Raw genomic sequence first — 25,796 nt, 5'->3', positions numbered from 1 at the left:
GGGACCTGGAACATCGCCATGGGGGCCACGACTCCGGTAAAGAAGTGACGTACCTCTGGCTTGACAAGCGTAGACCCGGTAGAGCAAATGGGTCATCCCACTGGTTGCGTTACGTTCAGATGCTGCAACCAATGTTCTAACTGCTCGTCCACACGATCAAATCCAGTGCCTCCTTGACTCCGACGAGCAGCTACTACTGCCCGGGGAGCGAGCATCGCATTTAAGTCAGCCTCAAACGCTGGATGCAACTCCTTCCAAGTCGACAAGCTTAAATCTCGGAGCAAGCAACCCTCATCGAGGCATCGACGAACGACAGCACCAACAAGGTGATAAGCTTCACGAAAGGGAACTCCTCGCGCCACAAGGTAGTCAGCCACATCAGTGGCGTTTGAAAAGTCTTGTTCTACAGCATCATTCAGATTTTGTGTGCGAAATTCGAGGCCTTCCTCAAATAAAAGAGCCATAGCTTTAGTGCAATCACGAGTTGTGCGAAATGCATCAAAAAGAGCTTCTTTATCTTCCTGTAAATCTTTGTTATAAGCCAAGGGAAGGCCCTTAATCATAGTTAATAGGCCTTGGAGGTGACCAAAAACACGCCCGCATTTGCCCCGCACCAACTCGGGCACATCAGGATTTTTCTTCTGCGGCATTAGGCTGCTTCCTGTGGCACAGCGGTCGCTTAAACGAATGAACTTAAACTCCTCTGAGGCCCAAGTTATCACTTCCTCGGCCAACCGGCTTAGGTGCGCCATAACTAGTGATGCAGCCGCTGAAAATTCCACACAAAAATCGCGATCGCTCACCGCATCCAGACTGTTAGTATAAATAGCTTCAAAACCCAGCTCTCTAGCCGTCTGCTGACGATTAATTGGTACTGGTGTTCCAGCCAATGCAGCAGCACCAAGGGGACAGATGTTTACCCGACGACGCACATCTCGCAGTCGCATCCGATCCCGTTCCAACATCTCAATATAAGCCAAAAGATGATGAGCTAAACACAGTGGCTGGGCGCGTTGCAGGTGGGTGTACCCAGGAATCATTGTGCGTCGATGCTGATCAGCTTGAGAAAAAAGAGCTCGCTGCAAATGTTGAAGATCCTCTTCCAATTCATCCAATCGCCTCCTTAACCACAACCGCAGATCAGTTCCAACTTGATCATTGCGGCTTCGACCCGTGTGTAACTTCTTACCGACCGGTCCCAGCAGGGCAATTAAACGTCGTTCGACAGCGAAATGAACGTCTTCATCAGCTGGGCCGGGCTGAAACACCCCAGCATCAGCCTCAGTCCGAACCGTCTCAAGACCCTGAACCAACTGCTCGGCTTCCTGAGCAGTGATCACCCCGCAGGAGCCCAGCATCCGTGCATGGGCAATCGACCCATCTAAATCTTCTTGGAGCAACGTCAGATCAAACCCAATTGAAGCGTTAAAAACCTCAATAAAAGGGTGCAGACTTTGCTTGAAGCGATTGCTCCAGACGCTTGTACTGCTATCTTGGACCTCACCAGCCATCGGTTTATGAGTGCCATCAAATTATCAAGCGAAAGTATGATTGCCTCAAGGCCTTTAAACAAGCATATTTGAAAGCGCTATTGCTTCAGGTACTTTCAGTACGACCATGGAGGCATCGTCTTCTGGTTGTCGGTTGGCGCCGACAAATTGATCAAGACGTTCAAATAGTGTGTCGAGAATCACTTGGGATCTTCCTCCACTGCGGCAGATCCTACGCAGAGCGCGAATCAATCGAGCCTCACCAAAGCGATCCCCCGTAAGACTAGAAGCTTCGGTCACACCATCTGTGTAATACAAAAGGACATCACCAGGAGCCAAATAAATTTCACTAAGGCTGTAATTGGCCTCCGGTTGAAGACCAATAAGCAAGCCAGCAGCGTCTAATCTACTGATGCTCTTGCGCTTATAACACCAGAGCAAAGGTGGATTATGAGCCGCGTTGGCATAACGCAAACGATAGGTTAAAGGATCAAAGTCCGAGTAAAATAATGTTACAAATCGACGAGACTGCGCTAAATCTTCTTGAGCGAGTTGGTTGAGGTCGTGCAGAATGCGATCCGGCGGTAATCCACTGAGGACCTCAGCTCGCAGCATACCGCGAAGCATGGTCATCAGGAGGCCAGCGGCAATGCCCTTGCCCATCACATCGCCCATCACCAGAGCCCAACGACCACACTCCCGCCGACGGCCAATGAGTTCGGGTTGCATAGGAATAAAATCGTAGTAATCACCACCAACTTGGAAGGCTGGACGGCAGCGAGCCGCTAAATCCACGCCCTTGATGATGGGACAATGATCAGGCAGTAGTTGAGCTTGGATTTCGGCTCCAGTACTCAGCTGACGGTCGACTCGTTCATGGCGACGGGCATCCCGAAACATTTGATCATTCTCGATCGCTACACCTGCCAAATCTGCCACTAATTGAGCATGACGGCGGTGCGCATCTGTCCAAACGATTCTCGATGACAAATCAAAGACATAAAGACGGCCACGGCATCGGCCACGAACGACTACAGATGTGGCAAACAGTCCCGCTTTGGGAAGACAACACTGAATTAGTCGATCCAAGGCCAGCACTTGGTCATCGTCCGTTCCAAATCCAGCAGATTCACCAGGTTGGAAACCAATCAGACATCGAAAAAGATCTTGAGAGGGCTCGACGGGAACAGCCTGAAGCTGGTCTCGCCAAACTCGTCCATCGGGTTGAAAGGGTACAATTAGAGCGCCATCGACGCCAACTAATCGAGACACCACGACCGGCACCAGCTCCAAGAAACGATGCAAATTGGTAAAATTGCGTAGAGCAAAGACGAGAGAAACCAAGAGGTCCTGGCTGCGTCGTTGGTCGTTATCTAGATTGTCAAGCAGCTGGCGCAAGGAGGTGCTCGCCCGAGACGAGGACGGCCTGTTCCGCCGAGGTATGGGGGAAAAGCAGCGGGGGTGATTGCTGCTCAACGTTACACCCTCTTGGAAAACGCAACGTGGCAATGACTTATCATCTAGCTAGCAGAGCCTCAACGAATTCAAAACTGTTAAACGGCCGAAGATCACGGATACCTTCACCAGCACCAATAAAGCGGATAGGTAAACCCGCTTCCGATGACACTGCTAAGGCAACACCACCACGGGCCGTACTATCAAGCTTGGTTATGACGACACCAGTCAAACGGGTCGCCCTAGCAAAAGCCATCGCTTGACGTAAACCATTTTGTCCTTGGCTGGCATCGAGTACCAACAGTGATTCAACGTTTGCCTTAGGAGCCAAACGGTCGATGATATTTCGAATTTTTTGAAGTTCTTCCATCAAATTGTGCTTAGTCTGTAGGCGCCCTGCCGTGTCCACCAACAGTAAATCGATTCCGCGAGACCGAGCTGAACCTATAGCATCAAACACAACAGCAGCTGGATCGGCATTGCTGCTGGAATTGGAGATTACTGAGACGTCGCTGCGATCGCCCCATATTTGGACCTGCTGAACAGCTGCAGCGCGAAACGTGTCCGCTGCTGCAATCAGTGCTGAGTACCCACTACGCACAGCCAGATTTGCCAGTTTTCCAAGTGTCGTGGTTTTACCAGCACCGTTCACTCCAACCATCAACCAGATATTAAGGTGGTCTCGCTCCGGCGCTAAAAGAGACACCCCACTGGCCTGAATGGGAGCATCTAGTAGATCCCTCAGTTGGTTCTTAAGAAAGCGAATTCCCTCGATTGGATCGACAATTTCCTCATTCATGCGCTGACGCAAGGCTTTCAGCATCTGATCGGTGGCCTGAACGCCGGCGTCAGCCCGAAGCAGAAGGGTTTCAAGATCTTCAAGTACTGCCGGAGTTAGTGGATCATCGCCAAAGCTCTCCAGTAAACCAGTAACAAAGCCCCGTCGGGTTTTTTCTAGACCACGACGTAAACGCCCAAGCCAATCGATTTCTTCTAGTGAAATCTGATCAACACGACGGCCTTGAGCTGCCAGTACTTCAGCGGACCAGGTAAAATTGCTATCAAATGCTCCAAGAGTTAACTTAACGGGGTCTGTAGTTGCTGCAGGGGCCTTGTGCGTCAGCGTTGGTTCTGTATCAACCTCGAGGGCCCTAACTTCCTGCTCATGTTGGCGCTGCTGACGCTGTGCTGCAGCCTGTTCAAGCAATGAAGGACTAGCTGATGAGTTCGGGGCTGGTGGCTTGGGCTTCTGCTCTGGAGTTGTTGGTCGAGAACCTGCGGTGGCCTGTTGTTGCTGCGCTTTCAAACACGCATAAGCTTCACGTGCCCAAACCAAAGCCTCATCCTCTTCTTCTTGAGACAATGTCGTCTCTGAAGAACAGCCAGAAGCGATCGGATCGACTGGAGCGGTACTGTTAGCGGGTTGCAGATCAACAACCGTCGATGCAGAAGCTGTTGAAGAATCGTCTGCCGAAGCTAGTGATGACTCCTGCGAAGAAGGCACCTTTGGAGTGGTTTTCCCCGGAGAGGAATTCTGGCGATCGAACCAGTTGAATACCATTAGTCCGAAGCAATGGATCGAGCATTGTGGAAACGACGCAACACACCATTGATCATTCGACGCCCCTGTTCATCGCTGTATCTATTTGCTAGCTCAACAGCTTCGCTAAAAGCCACTGGCGTAGGTGTACCCATGGTCTGTATGTCGACAACAGTAAGGCGAAGGATGTCGCGATCGATGCGCGGTAAACGCGCCAGCCTCCAACCTTCCATTACGTGATCTAGCTTTGCATCTATGCTCTTGCGTTGCAGAATTACTTGGCAAATTCGCTCTACCGCTGCGGAACGGACCTGTTCCTGATCGGCTAGAAGGAGAAGTCGAGGAAGCTCCAATGTTGCAGAAAGGCTGTTCAAAACCTGTTCCGCCACTTTGAGGGAGGAATGCAAATGATCGAATACAATAGTTGATGTTGGCGCTCGCTCCCGCTGCAGTTCGGTGTCCAGAAGGCTCTGCTGGGCCTGTTCTAACTCCATAGCGCACGAGTCAAGAGCTTCTCGCCAGTGGTAGGTCAGGCTATCCAAGGTCTTTTCAAGCAGGGTTTCGATAGCCAGGTCAGCCACAGCAGACTGCTTTTGTTCTGACACTTGACCAAGCGCTAGTAAGGCTAGCTCGCGAGAAAGAGATCGTGAGGCCATTCGTTAGCTGGAAGGAGATGTAGAATTCCGCAGCTGAGCTATAAGGCTCGAAAAACTTCGATTCACAGGTGCTTCTTTTTCGTCCGGGTTAACAATGCCAGCCGAAATGATTGTGCGGAATGCTTCCTCAACAGAGATATCGAGTTTGCGAACCGAGTCAGCAGGAACAAGTGTGTACCAACCAGTGGTTGGATTGGGAGCTGTAGGAATAAACACACTCAATAACGGTGTTTTTAAATCAGACTGCAGCGATAGACCAACCTCGCCAGTCACAAAGCCGATGCTGAATAAACCCTCTCTTGGATATTCGACAAGAACAACACGGCGAAAACGAGCCGAATTTCCACTCAAAACAGTTTCGAGCAGCTGTTTAAGTGTTTTGTAAACAGAACCTGCAAGCGGAATCCGGGTAAGTGTTCCTTCGCCAAATTCGAGCAACCATCGACCAACAATGTTGCGAGCCATAAGGCCGATTAACAGAATCCCCATTAAGGGGACCGTCAATCCAAGAGTAAGGTTAATTAGATCCTGAAGAAGCGGATTCAGGGTGATGAAAGGGTTGAACTGCTTCGGGATTGACGTCAGAAAAGCCAGAACAAACCGACTGACGATCGTGGACAACCAAATTGTGGTTGCCAATGGGATTACCACTAGCAACCCTGCAATCAGGTCATTTTTTAGATCTTGCTGAAGCCTTTCGCTTAGCGGCAGATCAGGTCTGGAATTAGACTGAGCCAAGGAGCTTCTGCGCCCAGAGTCGAGGAATGCTGTCCAACCTAACCAGCAATCAGATCACTGCCGTGAGTGCGAGCAGTACAAAAGCAATCGCCAGAACAATTGCAGTAGTCGTAACACCAATCAATCTCTGACGGTATTCGCGAGTTTGCTGAGATTCCACTTGAGTGATTTGAGCTTCCATTTGGGCGATCTGCTCATCAATCATCGTTTCTGCAGCACGCTGCTTGTCTTCGGCAGTGGCTTCAACTGTCAACTGACCAGCCTGAGCAAGCTGCTCACCCAAAAGGGCAACCTTTTTAGGATCTTTACGAAAAGCCCGGGCATCCTTTACTGCTGCACGACCTTGCTCTAGATTTTGGGCGTTTGAAGCCTCACCAGTGTCTTTATGCGAAGGCATTGGAACAGTCACCAACATGCCAATTGCCAGCAGAGTTGAAAGAACACAAACCAAAACCCGTAGAGGGGTTGTCCTCTGCTGCAGAGTCTCAAGTCGTGACCCAATCAGGCAGGTTAGTAGGCCAATGAAACCTAGTGGCGCCAAAGCTACTAAAGGTCTGGTGATTTGGGGGCGAGCGGCACCTGCGGACCAGTCAACACCAACTAGTACCGCAATCATCTGTAGCAAAAGAACGAGAATCATCGTTAGTCCAAGCCAACGAAGCAGCGAGGCCAGGCGTCCCGTTTCGGTTGCCGTCGTCACGTAAAGATACGAAATCGAATTCCAACCTTACGGTCGATGGCATGGCGAGACTCAAATGAAAGAGTGCAACTGAGTCAGGCTCTGAAACAGCGTGCTTTAGAGGAGGGTTTCAATCCCGTCGGCATTGCTCTATTACCGGGGAGTCCTCGGTTGCAGCTGCGCACGCAGGCACTCCAACGCTGGCTTGATCATGGCTATCAAGCCAGCATGGCATGGATGACTGCGCCACGCCGTCACGACGCTTCTCTCCTGCTAGATGGTGCACGAAGTCTGTTGGCAGTAGGTTTGAATTATTATGTTTCTACTCAGAGACATCCAAGAGCCTTAAAAGTAGCCCGCTACGGCTGGGGCCGTGACTACCATCGTGTCGTTAGTAAACGCCTTCGACGAGTTGGCCGTTGGTTATCCACACAGCAACCGGGATGCCAATGGCGCGTTTGCGTGGACTCCTCGCCATTGCTGGATAAAGCCTGGGCTGAGGAAGCCGGACTAGGATGGATCGGGAAGCACAGTAACGTGATCCATCCGCGTCGGGGCTCATGGATGGTGATTGGCCATTTATTAACGACGGAGCCACTTCAAGCAGATGCGCCAGCCCGAAGTCTCTGCGGGCGTTGCACCGCCTGTATAGATGCATGTCCTACCGGCGCTATTCGCGAACCGTTTGTAGTTGATGCCAAACGATGCTTGGCATTCCACACCATCGAAAACCGAGATCCAGAGCTTCCGGATGAAATTAGAACAGCTCTTGGGCCTTGGATCGCCGGCTGTGATATCTGCCAAGACGTCTGTCCATGGAATCACGGTAACTTGCCCTGCAGCAACGATTCGGACATGCAACCACGACCGTGGCTTCTGAATGCGAGCAATCAAAACATTCAGCGCTGGGACGACGCAACCTGGAATCAAAAGTTGCGTGGATCAACCTTACGGCGAATCAAACCCTGGATGTGGCGAAGAAATGCTGCTACAGCACAACTTGATCAAACCCCTACGCTTTGAAAAACATTTAGCAGCAAACGTGTTTCGAGGAATCGAACTTAAACGAAGTCTAACCGCAACACTGATCAGTCTCAGCACCTTTTGCCTCATTTCTCCAGCCCAGGCCTTGGTGCCCTATGTCTACTTACCGACAGAAGAAGAACTTGCTAAATCATCTATCGGGATCGGGCGGACCGCGGCTCAACTGTTGCAAATGGGTCAACCAAAAAAGGCTGCACAGTTGGCCGCCCTGGCTGTTCGCCTAAATCCAAATGATGAACGTTTATGGACTGTTCTTGCTGAAGCACAACTTCGTAACAACCGACTTAAGAATGCGAGCCAATCACTCATAAAAGCAAAAACAATCAACCCAAATAATGCCGGGCTTTGGTTTGCTGAAGCCGCTATCGCGCTGCGAGCAAAACAATCAGAAGCAGCTATTCCTCTCATCCAACGTGGTTTGCAACTGGACTCTAATAATCCAGCAGCCTACTTTGATTTAGGCAATGCCTGGATCATGCAGAATAAGCTTATACAAGCTTTGCAATCTTTCGAGAAAGCCACCAAACTCAGACCCAGATTTTGGGAAGCTCTTAATAATCAAGCACTTGTTTTATTTGAACTAAGACAGTACAACGAGGCGATCCGACGCTGGCGCAAGGTCCTCAGGATTGAAAACAACGCTGAGCCCATGCTTGCCTTAGCCGCGGCTCTTAATCAAAAAGGCCAACAGAACGAAGCTCTGGCGCTAGCTAAAGAAGCATTATCCAAAAATCCCAATTACGTGTTGCCATTGCATCAAGAAGAACAGCTCTGGGGTTTCCATGTGCGTCAAGCCACCGCAAACTTGTTGCGTGAAGCAGCACTCGCTAGCAGCGTCGAACGGGCTCAGGCAAATGCCACTTGGCAAAAACGTCAGTGACATCTGTGAGTCGATCAGCCTCCGTTCCAATATCTGTGGACAGGATGGCTGAAGAGCGCATTCAACCGACTGCGCTGCATCAAGAGATGCAGCGCTCTTACTTAGAGTACGCTATGAGCGTCATCGTAGGTCGGGCCTTACCCGATGCTCGCGATGGTCTAAAACCGGTGCAACGACGTATTCTTTACGCCATGCAGGAGTTGGGGCTAACTCCTGATCGGCCGTATAGGAAATGCGCCCGTGTGGTGGGCGACGTGTTGGGGAAATACCATCCCCACGGCGATCAGGCAGTCTATGATGCCCTTGTTCGACTTGTTCAAACCTTCACTAGCCGTCATCCTTTACTAGATGGTCATGGCAACTTCGGATCTGTCGATGATGATCCACCGGCTGCTATGCGATACACCGAAACACGCTTGACTCCGATAGCGCACCACGCTCTTCTTGAGGAAATAAGCGACAATACTGTCGAATTCATATCCAATTTCGATGGGTCTCAACAAGAGCCGACGGTAATTCCAGCACAACTCCCATTTTTATTGTTGAATGGCTGTTCGGGCATCGCCGTTGGCATGGCGACGAGCATTCCACCACACAATTTGAGTGAAGTGGTAGAAGGTCTCATCGCTCTAATTCACAAACCTGATCTTAGCGACGAACAACTTCTACAATTGATACCCGGCCCGGACTTTCCAACGGGTGGAGAAGTGCTACTCAGTTCAGGGTTACAGGACACCTATCTCTATGGTCGTGGCAGCATCCCTATGCGAGGTGTAGCCCATACCGAAGAAATACAACTCGGCAAAGGAAGACACAAACGTAATGCTGTTGTTGTTACCGAACTACCATATCAACTCAACAAAGCTGGTTGGATTGAAAAACTAGCTGAGTTGGTCAATGGTGGGAAAATCGGCGGCGTCGTAGACGTCCGAGACGAAAGCGACCGTGATGGCATGCGGGTTGTTGTGGAACTTCGTCGTGATGCGGATCCTGACAAGGTGCTGAAAGACCTACAGCGTCGGACGGCATTACAAAGCAATTTCGGCGCTATCTTGCTAGCCCTTGTGAATGGTCAACCTCAGCAACTTTCACTAAGACAGCTTCTTCAAATTTTCCTTGAATACAGGGAACTCACCCTGATTCGGCGCACCAGCCACTTTCTAAGCAAAACGGAGAGTCGTTTAAAGATAGTTGATGGTTTGATCACGGCTCTGAACAACCTTCAAGCCGTAGTCGCAATGATTCAGGAAGTCAATGATGCCAACTCAGCTCGGGCAAATTTGATGGTTCGCTTAGAACTGACCGAAAGTCAAGCAGATGCTGTCCTGGCAATGCCGCTCCGGCGGTTGACGGGGCTAGAACGGGAAGACTTACGCAAAGAGCTCAATAGCCTCAGGGGAAAACAAGAGCATTTCAAACTGCTGCTCGAGAACCGCGATCAGTTACTTGACACCATGGTCAGGGAACTGAGAACGCTTCAAAAACGCTTTACTACACCACGTCGCACTCGCCTAATTGAGGGAGGTGATGCATTGATGGCAGAACAGGCAGCCAACCAACGTCCTAACACAGAAGCATTGCGGCAACAGGCTTTGGCTGCCTTACCCGGCGATGGTCGCCTTTTGATTCAAGCAGACGGGCAGGTGAGAATCGTAACACCGCAAGTGCTCGGCCGTCTTCGCCTCAGTGATCCTTGCCCGGTAGGCAACGCACCTTCACCGGCTCGGATTATCCTTCCTATAGAACCTTCTCCGCGACTCTTGGCCATCAGTGCCAATGGCCGCGTTGCTTTGGTGCGCTGGGAATTTGCCGGTCAGCAACCGGGGGCACTTAAACGATTCCTTCCCAGCGGTTTAGAAAGAGATTCGGTGGTGGCAATCACTCCTTTGCCAAATCAAGACAGCAGTGGTCTTAGTCTGGGATTGTTAAGCAGTGATGGTCGATTCAAACGGTTACCACTCACGGAGGTCCTGGATCTTTCTGGACGTGCGACCAGCGTGGTGAAACTGAAAGATGGTGTTCAGCTGAAAAGTGCAATGATCTGTCATGAACATCAGGACCTGTTACTCATTAGCGACATCGGTCGAGCTCTACGTTTGCCAATTAACGAAGCCACACTTCCACTGATGGGTCGCCTAGCACAGGGTCCAATGACAATGCGACTGCTACCCGATGAACATTTAGTAGGCGCACTGATATTAATAGAATCAACGTTTGTAGTAATCAGTAGAGAAGGAAGGATCAGTCGCATTACTCTCAGCCCCCAGCGCCTGTCTCAACGGGGAGATCTTGGATCAATTGCTGTATTACTGAATGACGATAAAGATCGAGTGGTCGGAATTGCTGAAGCAGGTAACTTAGTTAATGTGGTGAGTAGTGAGCAGCGTCACGGTCGAATCAATTCTATGTCGCTGACTGAGTCAAAACCAGGAAACTATTTTAGCGACCAACTAAAACTTCATAAAAATGAAAAAATTATCAACCTTTTAAATACAATTGAATCGATATAAAATAATGCCGGCTAATGCTTATAATTCAAACCTTAAGAGTTACAGTGTTTTTCTAACCAAATAAAATAATCTTCATCAATATCACCACTAATATACCTACCGTCAAAACACGACATTTCAAGATCCTTGATATCAGAATCTTTAATGATTGACTTCTTTAAATCCTCTCTTGTTTGATAAACGACATGATCAGCCGCGAGAAGATCGGCAATTTCATCAACCGTACGTCCGTGGGCTAACAGTTCAGTTCTAGTAGGCATATTAATTCCGTAAACATTAGGATATCGAACAGGCGGTGCAGCAGATGTAAATGTTACCTTATTGGCGCCCGCAAGACGAGCCATTTGAACAATTTCCTTCGATGTCGTACCTCGAACAATAGAATCATCAACGATAAGAACATTTTTACCAAGGAATTCAGTTCCTAAGACATTCAATTTTTGACGTACAGATTTTTTTCTTTCAGCTTGACCTGGCATAATAAAAGTTCGACCAACATAACGATTTTTATAAAAACCCTCTCGATATTCAATTCCAAGTTTTTTTGCTACCTGCATTGCAGAAGGTCTGGCTGAGTCAGGGATTGGCATCACAACATCAATATCTCCCTTTGGAAGCGATTGAATAATAGTTTTTGCGAGTAAATCCCCCATGCGTAAACGTGATCCATAAACAGATATTCCGTTCATTACAGAATCAGGTCTAGCTAAATAGACATATTCAAAAGCGCAAGGAATAAGCTTCGAATTTTTTGAACATTGACGCTGATATAAATTTGCATCATTATCAATAAATATTGCCTCGCCAGGATTTACATCTCTGACAATTTGATAACCACTATTTTCGAGAACTAAAGATTCACTTGCTACAATCCATTCATCACGTCCTTTTTCCGATTTCCTTTGACCCAAAATTAAGGGACGGATGCCACAAGGATCTCGAAAAGCAAGCAAGCCGTGACCAGCAATAAGTGCTATCGCAGCATAAGAGCCCTGGACACGTTGATGCAATAAACCAACGGCATCAAAGAGCTGATCAGGGGAAAGGTCCTTACCTGTTAAACACGACTGAATTTCAGTTGCTAGGACATTTAAAAGCATCTCGGTGTCGCTAGAAGAGTTTGTATGCCTCCGATCAACTTTGAATAAATCCTGCTCTAGCTGATGAGTGTTAGTTAAATTCCCATTATGAACAAATGTAATTCCATAAGGAGCGTTAACATAGAACGGTTGAACTTCTTCATCAGATGCAGCAGCGCCTCGTGTTGCATAACGTACATGTCCAATCCCTACATTACCAAAAAGCTTTCTCATATCTCTTGTACGGAAAGCTTCTCGAACACTTCCTCTTGCTTTATGAAGGTGAAAGGTATAGTTATCCATCGTCACAATTCCCGCGGAATCCTGGCCACGATGTTGCAACAGTAGTAAATCATCATAGATCTGCTGGTTGACCGAATCGACACAAGATATTCCAATAATTCCACACATACTTAAACCTCCAAGAAAAAACGAAACTCAGGAAACGCTTATAGATACCAGCGTAATCTGTCAATTGCATCGTAAAAATTAAATAAATACATGAGCAAAATAAGCGAGAATTACCAACCTTATCAAAGATAGGCAACTGCTATTCTGAAATATCAGAGTCCGATGAAGATTTGGAACAACAACAGTCGATTCGCCGAGAAATCGAATTATTATAAGAGTTATGCAAACATAAGATATCAAGTCGAACGATTAGATTATCGTCCGATCTAATCATTAAATATTTGCAATCTGTAACGGTACCAATTCGTGTAACTGGAACATTCACAAGTTCATTAGTCAAATCATACCATTCACGCAGATACTCAACTTTAACTGAAACAATAATACGACTTCCCCCTTCAGCAAAAAGTGCACGATCTAATCGAACATTATTAATCTTGAGATTGATATCGACTCCTAGATCTGATGCAATACTGGATTCAGCGAGAGTTACAGCTAATCCACCATCACTGCAATCATGGGCCGATGCCAAAATGCCCCTAGCAATGGATTTTCTTACTAAACCGCTGACCCTAGCTTCGAGCTTGAGGTCGAGCTTTGGAGGCCGGCCTGCAGAAATACCAGTTGAAACTTGCTGATAAGCGCTACCGGCTAGCCCAAGAGATTCATGGTTCCCATCATCTGGGGGAACACCGAGCAAAAAAACAACGTCCTGAGCTCGACGCCATCCTAAACCAGTCACGGAGGAAATATCATCGACAAGACCGACCATGCCGATCACAGGTGTGGGATGAATCGGCTGCACACCGCTCTCGCTCTGACGGGTCTCGTTGTAGAGCGAAACATTGCCACCAGTCACTGGCACCTCGAGCTCCCTGCAGGCTTCTGTGATTCCACGGCAAGCCATGGCTAATTGCCAGTAGCCCTCGGAAGTTTCCGGAGATGAAAAATTGAGGTTGTTTGTAATGGCGAGCGGATTGGCTCCGACGCAGCTCAGGTTGCGAGCAGCTTCAGCTACGGCCGCAATCGCCCCCCTTTCGGGATCGAGGGCTACCCAACGATTAGGACAATCTACGGTTGCGGCAACACCCTTTTGAGTAGGATTAAAGCATCCTTTGCCCTGTTGGGGACGCAGTCGAATTACAGCAGCATCCGCGTCACCCGAAGATAGAATAGTGTTAGCAAGAACTTGTTGGTCGTACTGGCGATACACCCAGCGCTTACTGGCAACAGTGGGATTATCGAGAAGCTTGAGCAGCGCAGCATTCCAGTCGTGGTCAACAGCGGCGGGTAGGGCAACCTGGTTTTCGGTCCAGCTCCAGAGCATCTGCAGGTCTCTGGGAGGCTCCTTGAGCAGCTCATGATGCTCGATCGGTGTGTCATCAGTAAGGGCTGCTGCAGGGATCTCTGCTGCAATTTCACCATGGTGAAGAACACGCACTACCGGTTCTTCCAACACACGTCCCACTACCGCGGCTTGAAGACCCCAGCGACGAAAACGAGCCATCAGAACGTCTTCCTTGCCAGCCTTCACCACAAACAACATTCGTTCCTGAGACTCAGACAACAAAAACTCGTAAGCGGTCATACCTGATTCGCGGGCAGGGACACGATCTAAATCCAGCTCCACCCCCAATCCGCCCTTGGCGGCCATCTCCGAGCAACTGCAAGTTAAACCTGCGGCACCCATGTCCTGCGCTGCCAATACATCCCCGTTAGCGAAGGCTTCAAGACAGGCTTCAATCAAGCCCTTCTCCAGAAAAGGATCACCTACCTGAACCGCTGGTCGGTCATCCAGCGAATTTGTACTTAACCCAAAACTGGCGAAACTGGCACCACCCATGCCATCTCGACCCGTTGTGCTGCCCACATAAACCATAGGATTGCCCACTCCAATGGCACCCGATTTGACAATCTCTTCGGTCTCCATCAAGCCCAAAGCCATGGCATTAACCAGAGGATTGCTTGAATATGAGGGGTCAAAACCCACCTCACCACCCACGATAGGAACGCCCACACAGTTGCCGTAATGGGCAATGCCGGCCACGACGCCTTCCATTAGACCAACATTTGCGCTTTCTTCAAGCGGCCCGAAACGCAAAGCATTCAACAATGCGATTGGCCTAGCACCCATCGTGAAGATGTCGCGAAGAATGCCACCAACACCAGTGGCAGCACCTTGAAATGGTTCTATTGCGGATGGGTGGTTGTGGCTTTCGATTTTGAAAGCAAGGTGACGCCCTTCACCAAGGTCTAAAACCCCTGCGTTTTCGCCGGGGCCAACCAAAACCCTTGAACCTTCTGTAGGAAATCCATTGAGAAGCGGCCGCGAATTACGATAACAGCAATGTTCTGACCACATCACACCGAACATACCCAATTCAACGCGGTTAGGTTGACGCCCGAGTCGTCGACAAATTTCATCCCAATAGCTGGGTTTCAGACCTTCCTGTTTGAGTGCAGTGGAAACGTCGTATGCAGAGGAAAACACCATGACAACCAAAAAAACCTTTTCCCCAGTGTTACCAAAAGTTTGTTATTCCAAAGGGTCCCCATCTCGATAGCTAGCTACGGCGCTGAGAGGGCGATTCTGACCAGATGTCACTATCCCAGATCTCCTCTACAGAAGCTTCCTTGCTTAGCTTGTTTAATTCAAAAGGTTGTTTTGATCGAGATTCATTCCACAGAGACTCTTCCATCCAACCCTCTAAGCGATCACTCGCACGACTGCCTATTTCCTGCAACTGATCTCGCCAACGCTGCGTGCGTTGTAATAGGCTCTGGCGTATACTCGAGCGCACCAGTGGCAAGTCGTCTAGCGTTCTTGAACCAATCATCACGTAGCCAGAATGTTGCTCTGTGATCCGGTCTGGCAGCAACCGCCAAAGAGAATGCCCCGGTAAGCGGGGATCACTACGTGAGACCAGGTAGTGAAGAATTGTTCCTGTGGATGATTCATAAGCCAGATCAACCAGCAAGCCGATTCGCTTACCATCTCGGTTGATCAAATCTCCACCTATCAGTGTAGGTAAGCGATCCAATATATTCTGATCAGATACAGCGGGTTTACCCCGAACAAAAACCTGCTGGTCGGTTATTCCACGACATTGGTCTAATCGCCAAACATCCCTAGACATGTGAAGAACGGAAGGTCGACTTACCCATCCGAGTAAACGATGTACTGGCGGATGCATCCATGCCATCAGCCCGGGACCATGATCTAAACCCAGCTCACAACGGACAGTGCGACCCAGCAGATCGCTCAGTAAAAGCTGACTGGGTAGAACCACCTTAAGAACGGATTTGAATTGGCATTACTAAATAAGTAAACGCTTTTTCTGACTCTTCCGGTTTGAAAACCGCGGGGGTAGTAGGCGCATTGCAATGCAAAACAACTCGATTCGGTCCCATGGCCTTTAATCCATCTAAAAGGTAGCGCACGTTGAACGCAATCTGAATAGCGTCTCCAGCCAAGCTTGCTGGCAGCGACTCAGAACCACTCCCTACATCTTGAGCATCAGCGCTTATCTGCACTACACCATCTTCTGGCTGACTACTGAACTTCACAACGTTGTTATGCTGATCGGCAAGCACAGCGACGCGCTCGAGTGCCGCTACCAGGGCGCGACGGTCTAGCACCAGGGTACGGTTGAATTGACTTGGAATGAGTTGGTCATAGTCGGGGTAAGTGCCTTCCAACGTGCGGCTCGTCACCATTTGGTTTGCAGCCAGAAACACCACTTGGCCCCGATCGTAAAATAGGCTCACCGGATCATCCGAGCGCCATCCTGCCATCAATCGCTCTACTTCCCGAAGTGATCGGGCCGGCAGTGTGACTGCAAAGTCTTCTGAGGTTTCGTCATTGGTAGCGGCTTCATCTTGCAGAGCATCCTCCACCTGAAGGACCGCAAGACGATGGCCATCTGTGGCTGCCGCCTCCAAAGCCCTGGCATTAAACCGCAGATGCACACCGGTGAGCAGCTGTTTGGCTTCATCAGCACTGCTAGCGAACAATGTCCCCTTTAAAGCCTGAACCAGGCCAGAAGGATGCAATTTCAAAGTCATCCCACTTTCCACCATCGGCAACTCGGGATAGTCATCTGCAGGAAGCCCTCGCATCTGGTAGTTACCACCAAGACTTGTCAACTGCACTTGTTCACCTGATGCCTCCGCAGCGAGCGTGATTGGAGAGGCGTTGGAGAGGCGAGAAACAATCTCACCTAAGAGACGGGCAGGTAGGGTAACAGCTCCGCTGATTTGAACACTAGCGGCGAGGGACGTTTGGATGCCCAGGCTAAGATCAAATCCTGTGAGACTCAGGCGGTTGCTTCCTGCATCAGCGGTTAACAACACATTCGCGAGCACTGGGTGGATTGGTCGCGTCGCCACAGCTCGACTGACCAACTGAAGCGCCGTATTCAGTTCCGACTGGGAACAGACCACTTTCATCGTGCTGCGGGCTTGAATGTGCTGGAGAAGTATTCCAAGGTTTCACAGCGACGTGAGAAGCGCAATGGCCTTGTTCTTTTCATTACTTTTCGGCTGTTTTTTAATAGGGTTTTGAACAGAAAAACTAACTAGTAGTCGTAGTAGAGGTTGGGGAATTGGGGAAAAACGGTCGTTTTTTAGACAGGTACTAGGTTTTTGTGAGTTCTGTTTTTTGGGATAAAAGAACTACGTTGTGGAAAAGATCGCTGCTTCTCGTTTTTCTGCGGCAAGTGGAAGTTTCCGAGTTGATCGAGTTGTGGAGTTCATGGCAAATTTCCACAGCTGACTGGGAGGATTTTAGCGTGTATTCCGCAGTCGCTTCGTAGACTGTCTGTGGAGAAAGGGCATTAAAACATTAACAAATGAGGCTCTGATACTTGATCTCTGCTTGGAGCTAAAACCCCATCGTGTTTGCGACGGTGTCCAGGTCTGGATCGAGATTTGTATGGAAAGCTGCGTCGTTGTTATTAATGGCACAATCAGGGTCTTTTAGTCCGTTTCCCGTGAGAACGCACACCACAGTTGCGCCGGCAGGCACTTCGTCTTTTCGTTTAAATAGACCTGCTACTGATGCCGCGCTCGCGGGTTCGCAGAAGATTCCTTCTTTACAACTTAGAAATTGGTAAGCGGTGATGATCTCGGCATCAGTAACCTCGAAGAAAGCACCGTTGCTAGCGTTGCGGGCGTCTATAGCTTTGGCACGATTTACTGGATTACCAATACGAATTGCTGTGGCGATTGTATTGGGGTTATCCACGGTAGTGTCGTAAACCAACGGCGCTGATCCACTGGCCTGAAAGCCCATCATTCGCGGTAATTTGTGATTGTGAACACCCTGTTGATATTCCTGGAAACCCATCCAGTAAGCAGTAATGTTTCCCGCGTTGCCCATGGGAATACACAGCCAGTCAGGAGCATAGCCAAGGGCATCCACAATTTCAAAAGCAGCTGTTTTTTGACCTTGAAGCCGATAGGGATTAGTGGAGTTCACCAAGGTCACCGGGTACTTTTCAGCCGCTTCGCGAACAATGTCGAGTGCACGATCGAAATTGCCGCGAATGGCGAGAACTTCGGCTCCGTAAATCAAGGCTTGGGCCAGCTTTCCTTGGGCAACATAGCCATCAGGGATTAGGACAAAAGACCTCATCCCACCGCGGCGGGCATAGGCAGCGGCGGCAGCGCTAGTGTTACCTGTACTAGCGCAGATCACAGCCTCACAGCCAGCCTCCTTAGCTTTGCTAATAGCCATTGTCATGCCTCGATCTTTGAACGATCCAGTGGGGTTGAGACCGTCATATTTCACAAACACGCGCACGCCTTTCCCAATTCGCTCGGCGATTGAGGGAACTGGTATTAAAGGTGTCGCTCCTTCATGAAGAGTGATGACGGGTGTCTTTGCACTGACCGGTAGCCAACCTCTGTAGGCTTCAATTAGACCAGGCCAGTTATGCATCACAGCATTAGCCGTGAAACGCCGACGAAGGTTTTGGAGCAAGGACACCAGCGTCTAGACAGAATGGTATGAAATCTACGAGGCGTTGGACAACATGTCTCTAACGGTTCTTGTTCTTCAACCCATCAAGCGGAGAATCTGCAAAGGATCTTACTAGGCCGGCCACGGATTCCATTGTTTCGATCATAGCAAATAGCGCAGATATATTGATTGCCATCACTTGGTTGGGATAGGCTGTCAGGAAGCTGACAGCCGTAAGTCCTTCGTCGCTTTGAAGGCCATTGATAATGCCAGCACGGATTGCTGGGATGACTATGTCTGCTTTTGGTGTATAGAGCGGATAGATGACCCGTGCTACGCGACGAACAATTGCTTCGCCAATTTGTGTGTTAATCAAACGGCTCGTTAGAATCAACGGAACGTTTAATCTTCGGTTAAGCAGTTTAGCAACTTCCTTTGAATCTTGCTTGGAGAACATTAAGATACTGCCCAATAGCCCAGCTGCCTCACCTGTTTTAGCGAAGTGCTTGATCTCCTTCACAGGAATTGAGCGACGGAATCCTCCGCTTACGAGCGCTACATCTGTAGCTGCCAGGCCGGGAATAATGGCGTTCATCAAGGTGAGGCTTATTCCAGTTGACCATGCAAGCATCGTCCTTATCATCGATTTGGCTGAGGATATCCAGCTTTGAGATTCGATCCGAAACTTAGGTTGCTATTCCAGCTGCGGCGCGAACCAGCCGAACGACTCCGCGTTCGGCCAGACCTTGGGCAACTTGAAAACTCATCCTCCTTGTATTTGGTTCGTTAAACACTCGAGACATCCGTTTCATAACAAGGTTTGGAGTAAAGCCCGGCAGGGATTGCAACACAGCTATGAGTTTACGAATTGGCTCTAGTTGTATCAATGGATCATTTAATGCACTACCATGACTCGATATAAAAAATGCAGGTTGAAGTTGTCTAGGTAGGCGTCGTCCCAGTCTTTGCACCGTTGACCAGCCCAGAGCATCGAGATGATCAACTGTTGCATCTACCAATTGATCACGCAGTAATCCAGCCTTCTGAGAAAATAGAAAATCAAGCAATTGATCTAGCAACGTGTCGAGGTCGAGTTGAGACTGATTAGCCGCACTAGATACAAGGTTTTCCAATCGACTCCAACGGAATATTTCTCCATCGAAAAGCATTTCTTTAAGACTCTGGCGCAGTTGTGGATCAGGATCTTCCATAAGACGTCGCGCGAAATACGGGTACGCAGCCCCGAGAATTTTGAACCCAGGATCTACGCTTAGTGCAATGCCCTCGAGAGTTACGAGAGAGCGAATAATTAGGGCGTAATAGGGGGGTACTCGAAATGGAAATTTGTACATCACACCAGACATGTCGTCGGTGACTGCTTTGAAGTCCATCCGATCAACTCCGGCTTGAATAGCCTGACTAAAAACCTTCTCAAAAGCAGGAGCTATTGGCTCGAGATTGACATCTTTTGCCAGGAAGCCAAGAGTAACAAAATCCCTGGAAAGCCTTTCAAAGTTGCGATTGACCAAATGAACAACTGCTTGAATTAGACCTGTACGGGACTCTCTGCTAACTTCACTCATCATCCCGAAGTCAAGATAGCAGAGTCTCCCATCCGCCATAGCAAGAAGATTTCCCGGGTGTGGATCTGCATGAAAAAAGCCATGCTCTAGTAATTGCTGGAGACTACAATTAACTCCCACTTCAACTATATCATCAGGATCAATTCCCATTTCACGGACCGCGTCAAGATTTGTTAGTTTTACGCCATCAATCCACTCCATCGTCAAAATACGACGACTTGTGGCTTTGTGATAAATTTTAGGTACTCCTATTCGATTATTTTTTTGATGTAATCGTGCGAATTTTTCAGCATTAGCTGCTTCATTCAGATAATCCATTTCTTCGAATACACGTCGCCCTAGCTCATCAATTAGTGCGACGAGATCACTACGAATTAGTCCTACATTTTTATTGAGCCAAGCAGCAATGTTACGTACAATATAGAGGTCAAGAGTAATTTGTTCACGTAATCCAGGACGTTGAACCTTGACTGCTACCTTTTGTCCCTCTTTAAGAATTCCCCGGTGTACTTGACCAAGCGAAGCTGCTGAAATCGGATTGCGATCTAGTTGCTTATAAAAGGATTCAATTGGCCCTCCAAGGTCTTCTTCGATGCAGGCCATCGCTAAATCGCTATCGAAGCCGGGCAGTTGATCTTGGAGTTGAGATAGTTCCTCTAACAGAAGAGGGGGAATAATATCAGGTCGAGTTGATAGGGCCTGCCCAGCTTTTATGAAAGCAGGGCCTAGATCTACCAGCAATTCGGCACATTCCTTGGCACGTTTTCTGGCCTGTCTTTGATCTTTAAAACGTTGTAAGAGCCAGTCGAAGAAGACTCCTAAAAGCAATAGGCCAATTGGAACTAGCGTCTGCCATAGACGTCGGATTAGGCGTTGAGGATGGCCTGCATAGATGCGCTTGATGGCGGTAGGGTCGTATTCGAGCAAACCCGCCGCTTCGATAAAATCTCCGAGCTCCTCCGCCATTGTTTTGGGCGTGTAGTCCCTCCCCTTCTAAACGAATTGGATCGCAACTACGGTTGCTTTCACCGTCAGTGTTTGATTTGTTGACCGGTTTTCAACTTAAAAATATCGCCTTGATAAATAGCTTTGAGCTGGATTTTGTGATGGCTTCACAGTTTTTACTGGTGAAACTAGAGCTGAAACATCGATTCTTCTTGATGCCTTCGACGCGGTTCCGGGAGGAGCCCAAGGAGCAAACGGGACTTAAACTAAGCGCGTAGTGGCTGGAAACGGGCCAAGATTAAGCTAAGCTTTAGCTTCTCGTTTCCCGTCCGTCAGTGGTTATTTGGAAAGGCAGTTGGACCGCAACGATGACGACGGGTCGTTGCTCAGTCGCAAACGGGAGCATTAGGACGACACCAGTTTTTCAAGCTGTTCGGACAAGAACGATTGGAATAGGAGGGGCTGTTGGATTCGCTCGAGCAAACGGATCTTGATAGTCTTGGTGAGGAATATCAGCTTAAACAGGAGCACTTGGCTTAGTCCATAGAATGAGACTGTCAAGATGGCCTGGCTCTTCCGATAGGGTTGGCCAATGTTTTGTTTTTGGGGTGGAGCTACTGGCTTCAAAGCCGGCAGAACAAAGTCACCCTATTCTGTTAGGCCTCGTTCTCAGTTAATTCTGGTCAGCCACTAGTTTCGTCATGGGAGGAGACGTCTAGCTAGGGGGTATCACGCTTCATTTCTGACTGTGAGGACTATTCTCATTGTCGTCCTAGACCGGCCAAACATTCCGTTGTCTGATGAAATTGACATTGGTGTGAGCAGTCCAGGTGGGTGAGTGATAACGGGGCTATTGCGCTTGTTGGCGCGGCGCTATCAACAGCAGCTGTGGCAGATTGTCATCTCTGTTTCTCCAAGCAAATGAGAGATGGGGCGACTCACTCGCAAGTGTTGCACTGCGGGATACTCAACAGCAGCGTCAGAAATTAGTTGAGTTGGCGGGTGGTGAATACGCTGCGGCTTGTTTGCTGAAACAAAAAACAGCCTGAACCATGTAGATTGTCCTTAGGATTGCTTGCATGTGACCGAAGCCTCATGGTGCGAGCTGTTACCAAGAGTGTCAACGGGTCGAGTCCGGTGAACCTGTCCGGCGGGACTCTGGAGGATGTGATCCGGGTGCGTGGTGCACGCCAGCACAACCTCAAGAACATTGACCTTACTATTCCGCGAAATAAGTTAGTGGTCTTCACAGGTGTGAGTGGCAGCGGCAAAAGCTCACTAGCCTTCGATACCATTTTTGCTGAGGGTCAGCGTCGTTATGTTGAAAGCCTTTCGGCTTATGCGCGGCAGTTTCTTGGTCAGGTGGATAAGCCAGATGTTGATGCCATTGAAGGCCTTTCCCCAGCGATTTCAATCGATCAGAAATCAACCAGCCACAATCCAAGATCTACGGTAGGCACTGTCACGGAGATTCAGGACTATCTCCGTCTTTTGTTTGGTCGTGCAGGTGAACCCCACTGTCCGCAGTGCGGTCGCTCTATTCGGCCCCAAAGCATCGACGAGATGGTCGATCAGATTCTCTTGCTGCCGGAAGGGACGCGCTACCAGCTTTTAGCCCCTGTGGTTCGCGGCAAAAAGGGTACTCACACCAAATTGATCAGCGGGCTTACTGCCGAAGGATTTGTTCGCGTTCGCGTTGATGGTGAGGTGCGAGATCTTGCCGATAACATTGAGTTGGATAAGAACCAGATCCATAACATCGAAGTGGTGGTGGACCGTTTAGTAGCACGTGAGGGAATTCAGGAACGTCTCACCGATTCCCTACGCACTGCGCTAAAGCGAGGGGATGGTTTAGCCTTAGTGGAGGTGGTCCCTAGAAAGGATGAAGAGCTTCCGCATGGTGTAGAGCGCGAGCACCTGTACTCCGAGAATTTTGCGTGTGCCGTTCACGGGTCCGTCATTGAAGAGCTTTCTCCGCGTTTGTTCTCATTCAACAGCCCCTATGGCGCTTGTGAGGACTGCCACGGCATAGGCCACCTTCGCAAATTTACTTGTGATCGTGTCGTTCCAGATCCAAGCCAGCCAGTTTATTCTGCAGTTGCTCCTTGGGCTGAAAAGGACAACAGCTACTATTTCTCACTCCTCTATTCCGTCGGCGAAGCCTTCGGCTTTGAAATCAAAACACCTTGGAAAGACCTGACCGACGACCAGAGGGATGTGCTGCTTCATGGCAGCCGTGACCCAATATTGATTCAAGCTGATAATCGCTATGACAAAGGAAAGACCGGATACACCCGTCCCTTCGAGGGAATCTTGCCGATTCTTGAACGTCAACTCCGCGGCGCTAGCGGTGAGGCGATACGACAGAAGTTAGAAAAATTTTTAGAGTTTGTACCTTGCTCTAGCTGCGCCGGTCAGCGTTTGCGTCCTGAAGCCCTTGCAGTAAAAGTCGGTCCGTTTCGGATTCCAGAACTCACCTCTATCAGCGTTGGTCAGACGTTGGAACGAATCGAGAGGCTAATGGGGGTTGGCGCCTATAAGGGTTCAGAACCTTTGCTAACAGATCGCCAGATGAAGATCGGTGATCTAGTACTCCGAGAAATTAGATTCCGGTTACGCTTCCTTCTGGATGTTGGTCTTGATTACCTGAGCCTTGATCGACCCGCGATGACGCTTTCCGGTGGTGAAGCACAGCGGATCCGTTTAGCTACCCAAATTGGTGCAGGTTTGAGTGGCGTGCTATACGTCCTCGACGAGCCAAGTATCGGTCTCCATCAGCGCGATAATGACCGTTTGTTGAACACCCTTAAGCGTTTAAGAGACCTGGGGAACACTTTGGTTGTTGTAGAGCACGATGAGGACACTATTCGTGCCGCAGATCACGTAGTTGACATCGGTCCTGGCGCTGGGGTTCATGGTGGGCAAATTGTTGCGGAGGGATCTTTTGAGAATTTGCTCAGCAGCAAAGACTCTATAACAGGGGCCTATCTCAGTGGTCGTCGTTCAATTCCCACACCAGTCGAACGTCGAGAAGAGGGATCTCGACGATTGCAGTTGATTGATTGCACACGTAACAATCTCAAGAACGTCAGCGTTGACTTTCCGTTGGGTCGTCTTGTATCTGTAACCGGCGTAAGCGGTAGCGGCAAAAGCACACTAGTGAATGAGTTGCTTCACTCGGCTCTTGAAAATGGTCTTGGTTTGAAAGTACCTTTCCCCCATGGCTTAGGCGAATTGCGCGGGATCAAATCTATCGATAAAGTGATCGTGGTTGATCAGAGTCCAATCGGTAGGACTCCACGATCCAACCCTGCTACTTACACTGGTGCGTTTGATCCCATTCGTCACGCGTTCGCCGCCACCGTTGAAGCAAAAGCCCGGGGCTATCAGGTCGGACAGTTTAGTTTCAATGTTAGGGGAGGTCGGTGCGAATCTTGTCGCGGTCAGGGCGTAAACATGATCGAGATGAATTTTCTGCCCAATGTTTACGTTCAGTGCGACGTTTGCAAGGGGGCGCGCTTCAATCGCGAAACTTTGCAGGCCAAGTATAAGGGCCACACCATAGCAGATGTGCTTCAGATGACCGTAGAGCAAGCCGCCGAAGTGTTTTCAGCGATTCCCCAGGCCGCTGATCGATTGCACACGTTGGTGGATGTTGGCCTTGGTTATGTGAAGCTTGGCCAACCAGCACCTACGCTCTCTGGAGGTGAGGCTCAGCGAGTCAAGTTGGCAGCGGAACTCTCCCGTCGTGCCACAGGGAAGACACTTTATTTGATTGACGAGCCAACTACGGGCCTCAGTTTTTACGACGTTCACAAGTTGATGGATGTGATGCAACGTCTTGTTGATAAGGGCAATTCGATTATTTGTATTGAGCACAATCTTGATGTAATACGCTGCAGCGACTGGGTGATTGACCTCGGTCCTGAGGGAGGAGATCGCGGTGGTGAGGTATTGGTGACCGGTACACCGGAGCAAGTTTCTCAGCATTCGAGCAGTCACACCGGTAGATATCTCACTCGTGTACTTGAGCGGCATCCGCCGGGAATATCTGCGGAGATCGCGGCATGATCGTAGGTAGGGGTCTTAGGAGGTCAGCTACGGCTTGCTTCGGGCTTGCATTGGTGGAGCAGGGTTGCCTACGCTAGCTCATTTTGATTATCGAATAGACCCGCGTTGGACCTTAGCTACTTCGCTAATTAAAACCATCACTAGGTCTGGTTTATGTTCGGTAGGGGACGGATAACATATTTCTTGGCACTTTTCAGACTGAGGCAAAGGCTTTTTGAGGGTTCTGTCTGAGGTTATTATACGCATTGCTTGAGCAGGTTTTGATGGCGACCCCGTTTGCATAGAACTTAAGAGAATCATTTCTAGCTCCAAAGTTGGCGGTTGTCCGTCGATGAATGCTCTGAAATATTTGTTGAAAAGCTTGACTATAGGTCTGAAGTAATCAACTGTTTTATGAAGCGCTCGGGTTCGCAAAAATCCGTATAATCGGAGCTTCTACCGGTTAAGATCGTTGTGATTCTCTGCTTTGCAGCAAGTGACAGGATATTTCAGACTATTAGCAAATGATTTCTCACAGCCTGTTAGGTACTCCAGAGTCATTCAAGGGTTGAAGTGAACTGTTTGCCAATAACGGGCCAAACCATGCCGAGGCATATGGTTATTGTCTAGAGAGGTCGTTTGTTTACCTCCTAGAAGTTCCAGTCTTCTTTAACGCAGTCTGTGATTGCTAACTCTTGTTAAGAGTGCTCACTGGGAACAGACCTGGTGGTTGTAAGTGAGCGGTTTCCTCACGAACTAGTAATCAGAAGAAGA

21 protein-coding genes are annotated in these 25,796 nt (G+C 49.1%); 7 read left to right on the top strand and 14 right to left on the bottom strand.

The window, feature by feature from the left end; all coding sequences use genetic code 11:
- Window positions 1-92: 92 nt before the first annotated feature.
- From argH to ABWV55_RS01175, 6 genes are all read right to left on the bottom strand, one after another.
- On the bottom strand, window positions 93-1,511 hold the full coding sequence (argH, locus tag ABWV55_RS01200) for an argininosuccinate lyase (RefSeq protein WP_353291946.1): 1,419 nt from the start codon (window positions 1,509-1,511) through the stop codon (window positions 93-95).
- Between the two features lie 54 nt (window positions 1,512-1,565).
- Window positions 1,566-2,933 carry a GAF domain-containing SpoIIE family protein phosphatase gene (locus tag ABWV55_RS01195; RefSeq protein ID WP_353292789.1) on the bottom strand — a complete coding sequence of 456 codons (1,368 nt, stop codon included), beginning with the start codon at window positions 2,931-2,933 and terminating at the stop codon, window positions 1,566-1,568.
- 73 nt (window positions 2,934-3,006) lie between these two features.
- Complete coding sequence (gene ftsY, locus ABWV55_RS01190; protein ID WP_353291945.1) at window positions 3,007-4,506, bottom strand: signal recognition particle-docking protein FtsY; 1,500 nt, start codon at window positions 4,504-4,506, stop codon at window positions 3,007-3,009.
- A complete protein-coding gene (gene nusB, locus ABWV55_RS01185; protein ID WP_353291944.1) occupies window positions 4,506-5,141 on the bottom strand; it encodes a transcription antitermination factor NusB in 636 nt (211 codons plus the stop codon). Before nusB ends, ftsY begins: the two co-directional genes overlap by 1 nt.
- A 3-nt stretch (window positions 5,142-5,144) precedes the next feature.
- Window positions 5,145-5,879, bottom strand: coding sequence for a DUF502 domain-containing protein (locus ABWV55_RS01180; protein ID WP_353291943.1), 735 nt, complete (start codon window positions 5,877-5,879; stop codon window positions 5,145-5,147).
- A gap of 49 nt (window positions 5,880-5,928) precedes the next feature.
- The gene (locus tag ABWV55_RS01175) at window positions 5,929-6,579 is read right to left on the bottom strand and encodes an HpsJ family protein (protein ID WP_353291942.1); all 651 of its coding nucleotides are present in this window, start codon (window positions 6,577-6,579) and stop codon (window positions 5,929-5,931) included.
- A 36-nt stretch (window positions 6,580-6,615) separates the two neighbouring features.
- Here ABWV55_RS01175 and queG point away from each other — a divergent pair, with 36 nt between their 5' ends.
- The 3 genes from queG to ABWV55_RS01160 are packed head-to-tail and all read left to right on the top strand — an operon-like array spanning window position 6,616 to window position 10,992.
- Window positions 6,616-7,581, top strand: coding sequence for a tRNA epoxyqueuosine(34) reductase QueG (queG, locus tag ABWV55_RS01170; RefSeq protein WP_353291941.1), 966 nt, complete (start codon window positions 6,616-6,618; stop codon window positions 7,579-7,581).
- A 19-nt stretch (window positions 7,582-7,600) separates the two neighbouring features.
- A complete protein-coding gene (locus tag ABWV55_RS01165) occupies window positions 7,601-8,482 on the top strand; it encodes a tetratricopeptide repeat protein (protein ID WP_353292788.1) in 882 nt (293 codons plus the stop codon).
- 44 nt (window positions 8,483-8,526) lie between these two features.
- Complete coding sequence (locus tag ABWV55_RS01160; RefSeq protein WP_353292787.1) at window positions 8,527-10,992, top strand: DNA topoisomerase (ATP-hydrolyzing); 2,466 nt, start codon at window positions 8,527-8,529, stop codon at window positions 10,990-10,992.
- Window positions 10,993-11,024: 32 nt separating this feature from the next.
- On the opposite strand, the gene purF is transcribed toward ABWV55_RS01160, so the two are convergent.
- The 4 genes from purF to dnaN form a co-directional block, all read right to left on the bottom strand.
- Entirely contained in the window at window positions 11,025-12,482 is a 1,458-nt protein-coding gene (purF, locus tag ABWV55_RS01155) for an amidophosphoribosyltransferase (protein WP_353291940.1), read from the bottom strand.
- Between the two features lie 139 nt (window positions 12,483-12,621).
- Window positions 12,622-14,976 (bottom strand): phosphoribosylformylglycinamidine synthase subunit PurL, encoded by a 2,355-nt coding sequence (gene purL, locus ABWV55_RS01150; protein WP_353292786.1) that lies wholly within the window; start codon window positions 14,974-14,976, stop codon window positions 12,622-12,624.
- Window positions 14,977-15,046: 70 nt separating this feature from the next.
- Entirely contained in the window at window positions 15,047-15,772 is a 726-nt protein-coding gene (locus tag ABWV55_RS01145) for an RNA methyltransferase (RefSeq protein ID WP_353291939.1), read from the bottom strand.
- A gap of 1 nt (window position 15,773) precedes the next feature.
- Window positions 15,774-16,931, bottom strand: a complete 1,158-nt coding sequence (gene dnaN / locus ABWV55_RS01140) for a DNA polymerase III subunit beta (RefSeq protein WP_353291938.1) — start codon at window positions 16,929-16,931, stop codon at window positions 15,774-15,776.
- Here dnaN and ABWV55_RS01135 point away from each other — a divergent pair.
- Window positions 16,851-17,063: a hypothetical protein gene (locus tag ABWV55_RS01135; RefSeq protein ID WP_353292814.1), complete on the top strand. Its 213-nt coding sequence runs from the start codon at window positions 16,851-16,853 to the stop codon at window positions 17,061-17,063. The two genes, dnaN and ABWV55_RS01135, sit on opposite strands and share 81 nt — an antisense overlap.
- A gap of 301 nt (window positions 17,064-17,364) precedes the next feature.
- Here the strand turns inward: ABWV55_RS01135 and thrC are convergent, their stop codons facing one another.
- The 3 genes from thrC to ABWV55_RS01120 all read right to left on the bottom strand — a co-directional run bounded on the left by thrC (window position 17,365) and on the right by ABWV55_RS01120 (window position 20,993).
- Window positions 17,365-18,423 carry a threonine synthase gene (thrC, locus tag ABWV55_RS01130; RefSeq protein ID WP_353292785.1) on the bottom strand — a complete coding sequence of 353 codons (1,059 nt, stop codon included), beginning with the start codon at window positions 18,421-18,423 and terminating at the stop codon, window positions 17,365-17,367.
- A 100-nt stretch (window positions 18,424-18,523) separates the two neighbouring features.
- Window positions 18,524-19,075: an alpha/beta hydrolase gene (locus ABWV55_RS01125; protein WP_353291937.1), complete on the bottom strand. Its 552-nt coding sequence runs from the start codon at window positions 19,073-19,075 to the stop codon at window positions 18,524-18,526.
- Window positions 19,076-19,130: 55 nt separating this feature from the next.
- Window positions 19,131-20,993, bottom strand: a complete 1,863-nt coding sequence (locus ABWV55_RS01120; protein ID WP_353291936.1) for an AarF/UbiB family protein — start codon at window positions 20,991-20,993, stop codon at window positions 19,131-19,133.
- Between ABWV55_RS01120 and ABWV55_RS01115 the strand changes: the two genes are divergently transcribed.
- Window positions 20,993-21,250, top strand: coding sequence for a hypothetical protein (locus tag ABWV55_RS01115; protein ID WP_353291935.1), 258 nt, complete (start codon window positions 20,993-20,995; stop codon window positions 21,248-21,250). The genes ABWV55_RS01120 and ABWV55_RS01115 overlap by 1 nt on opposite strands.
- A gap of 127 nt (window positions 21,251-21,377) precedes the next feature.
- Here the strand turns inward: ABWV55_RS01115 and ABWV55_RS01110 are convergent, their stop codons facing one another.
- Window positions 21,378-21,533: a hypothetical protein gene (locus tag ABWV55_RS01110; RefSeq protein WP_353291934.1), complete on the bottom strand. Its 156-nt coding sequence runs from the start codon at window positions 21,531-21,533 to the stop codon at window positions 21,378-21,380.
- A gap of 335 nt (window positions 21,534-21,868) precedes the next feature.
- Between ABWV55_RS01110 and ABWV55_RS01105 the strand changes: the two genes are divergently transcribed.
- Complete coding sequence (locus ABWV55_RS01105; RefSeq protein WP_353291933.1) at window positions 21,869-22,021, top strand: hypothetical protein; 153 nt, start codon at window positions 21,869-21,871, stop codon at window positions 22,019-22,021.
- 46 nt (window positions 22,022-22,067) lie between these two features.
- Entirely contained in the window at window positions 22,068-25,043 is a 2,976-nt protein-coding gene (gene uvrA, locus ABWV55_RS01100) for an excinuclease ABC subunit UvrA (protein WP_353291932.1), read from the top strand.
- The last annotated feature ends 753 nt before the right edge of the window (window positions 25,044-25,796 follow it).

Origin of the sequence: Synechococcus sp. M16CYN, from assembly GCF_040371545.1 — a bacterium.
GTDB lineage: Bacteria > Cyanobacteriota > Cyanobacteriia > PCC-6307 > Cyanobiaceae > Parasynechococcus.
This window is presented reverse-complemented; position numbering and strand designations above follow the sequence as displayed.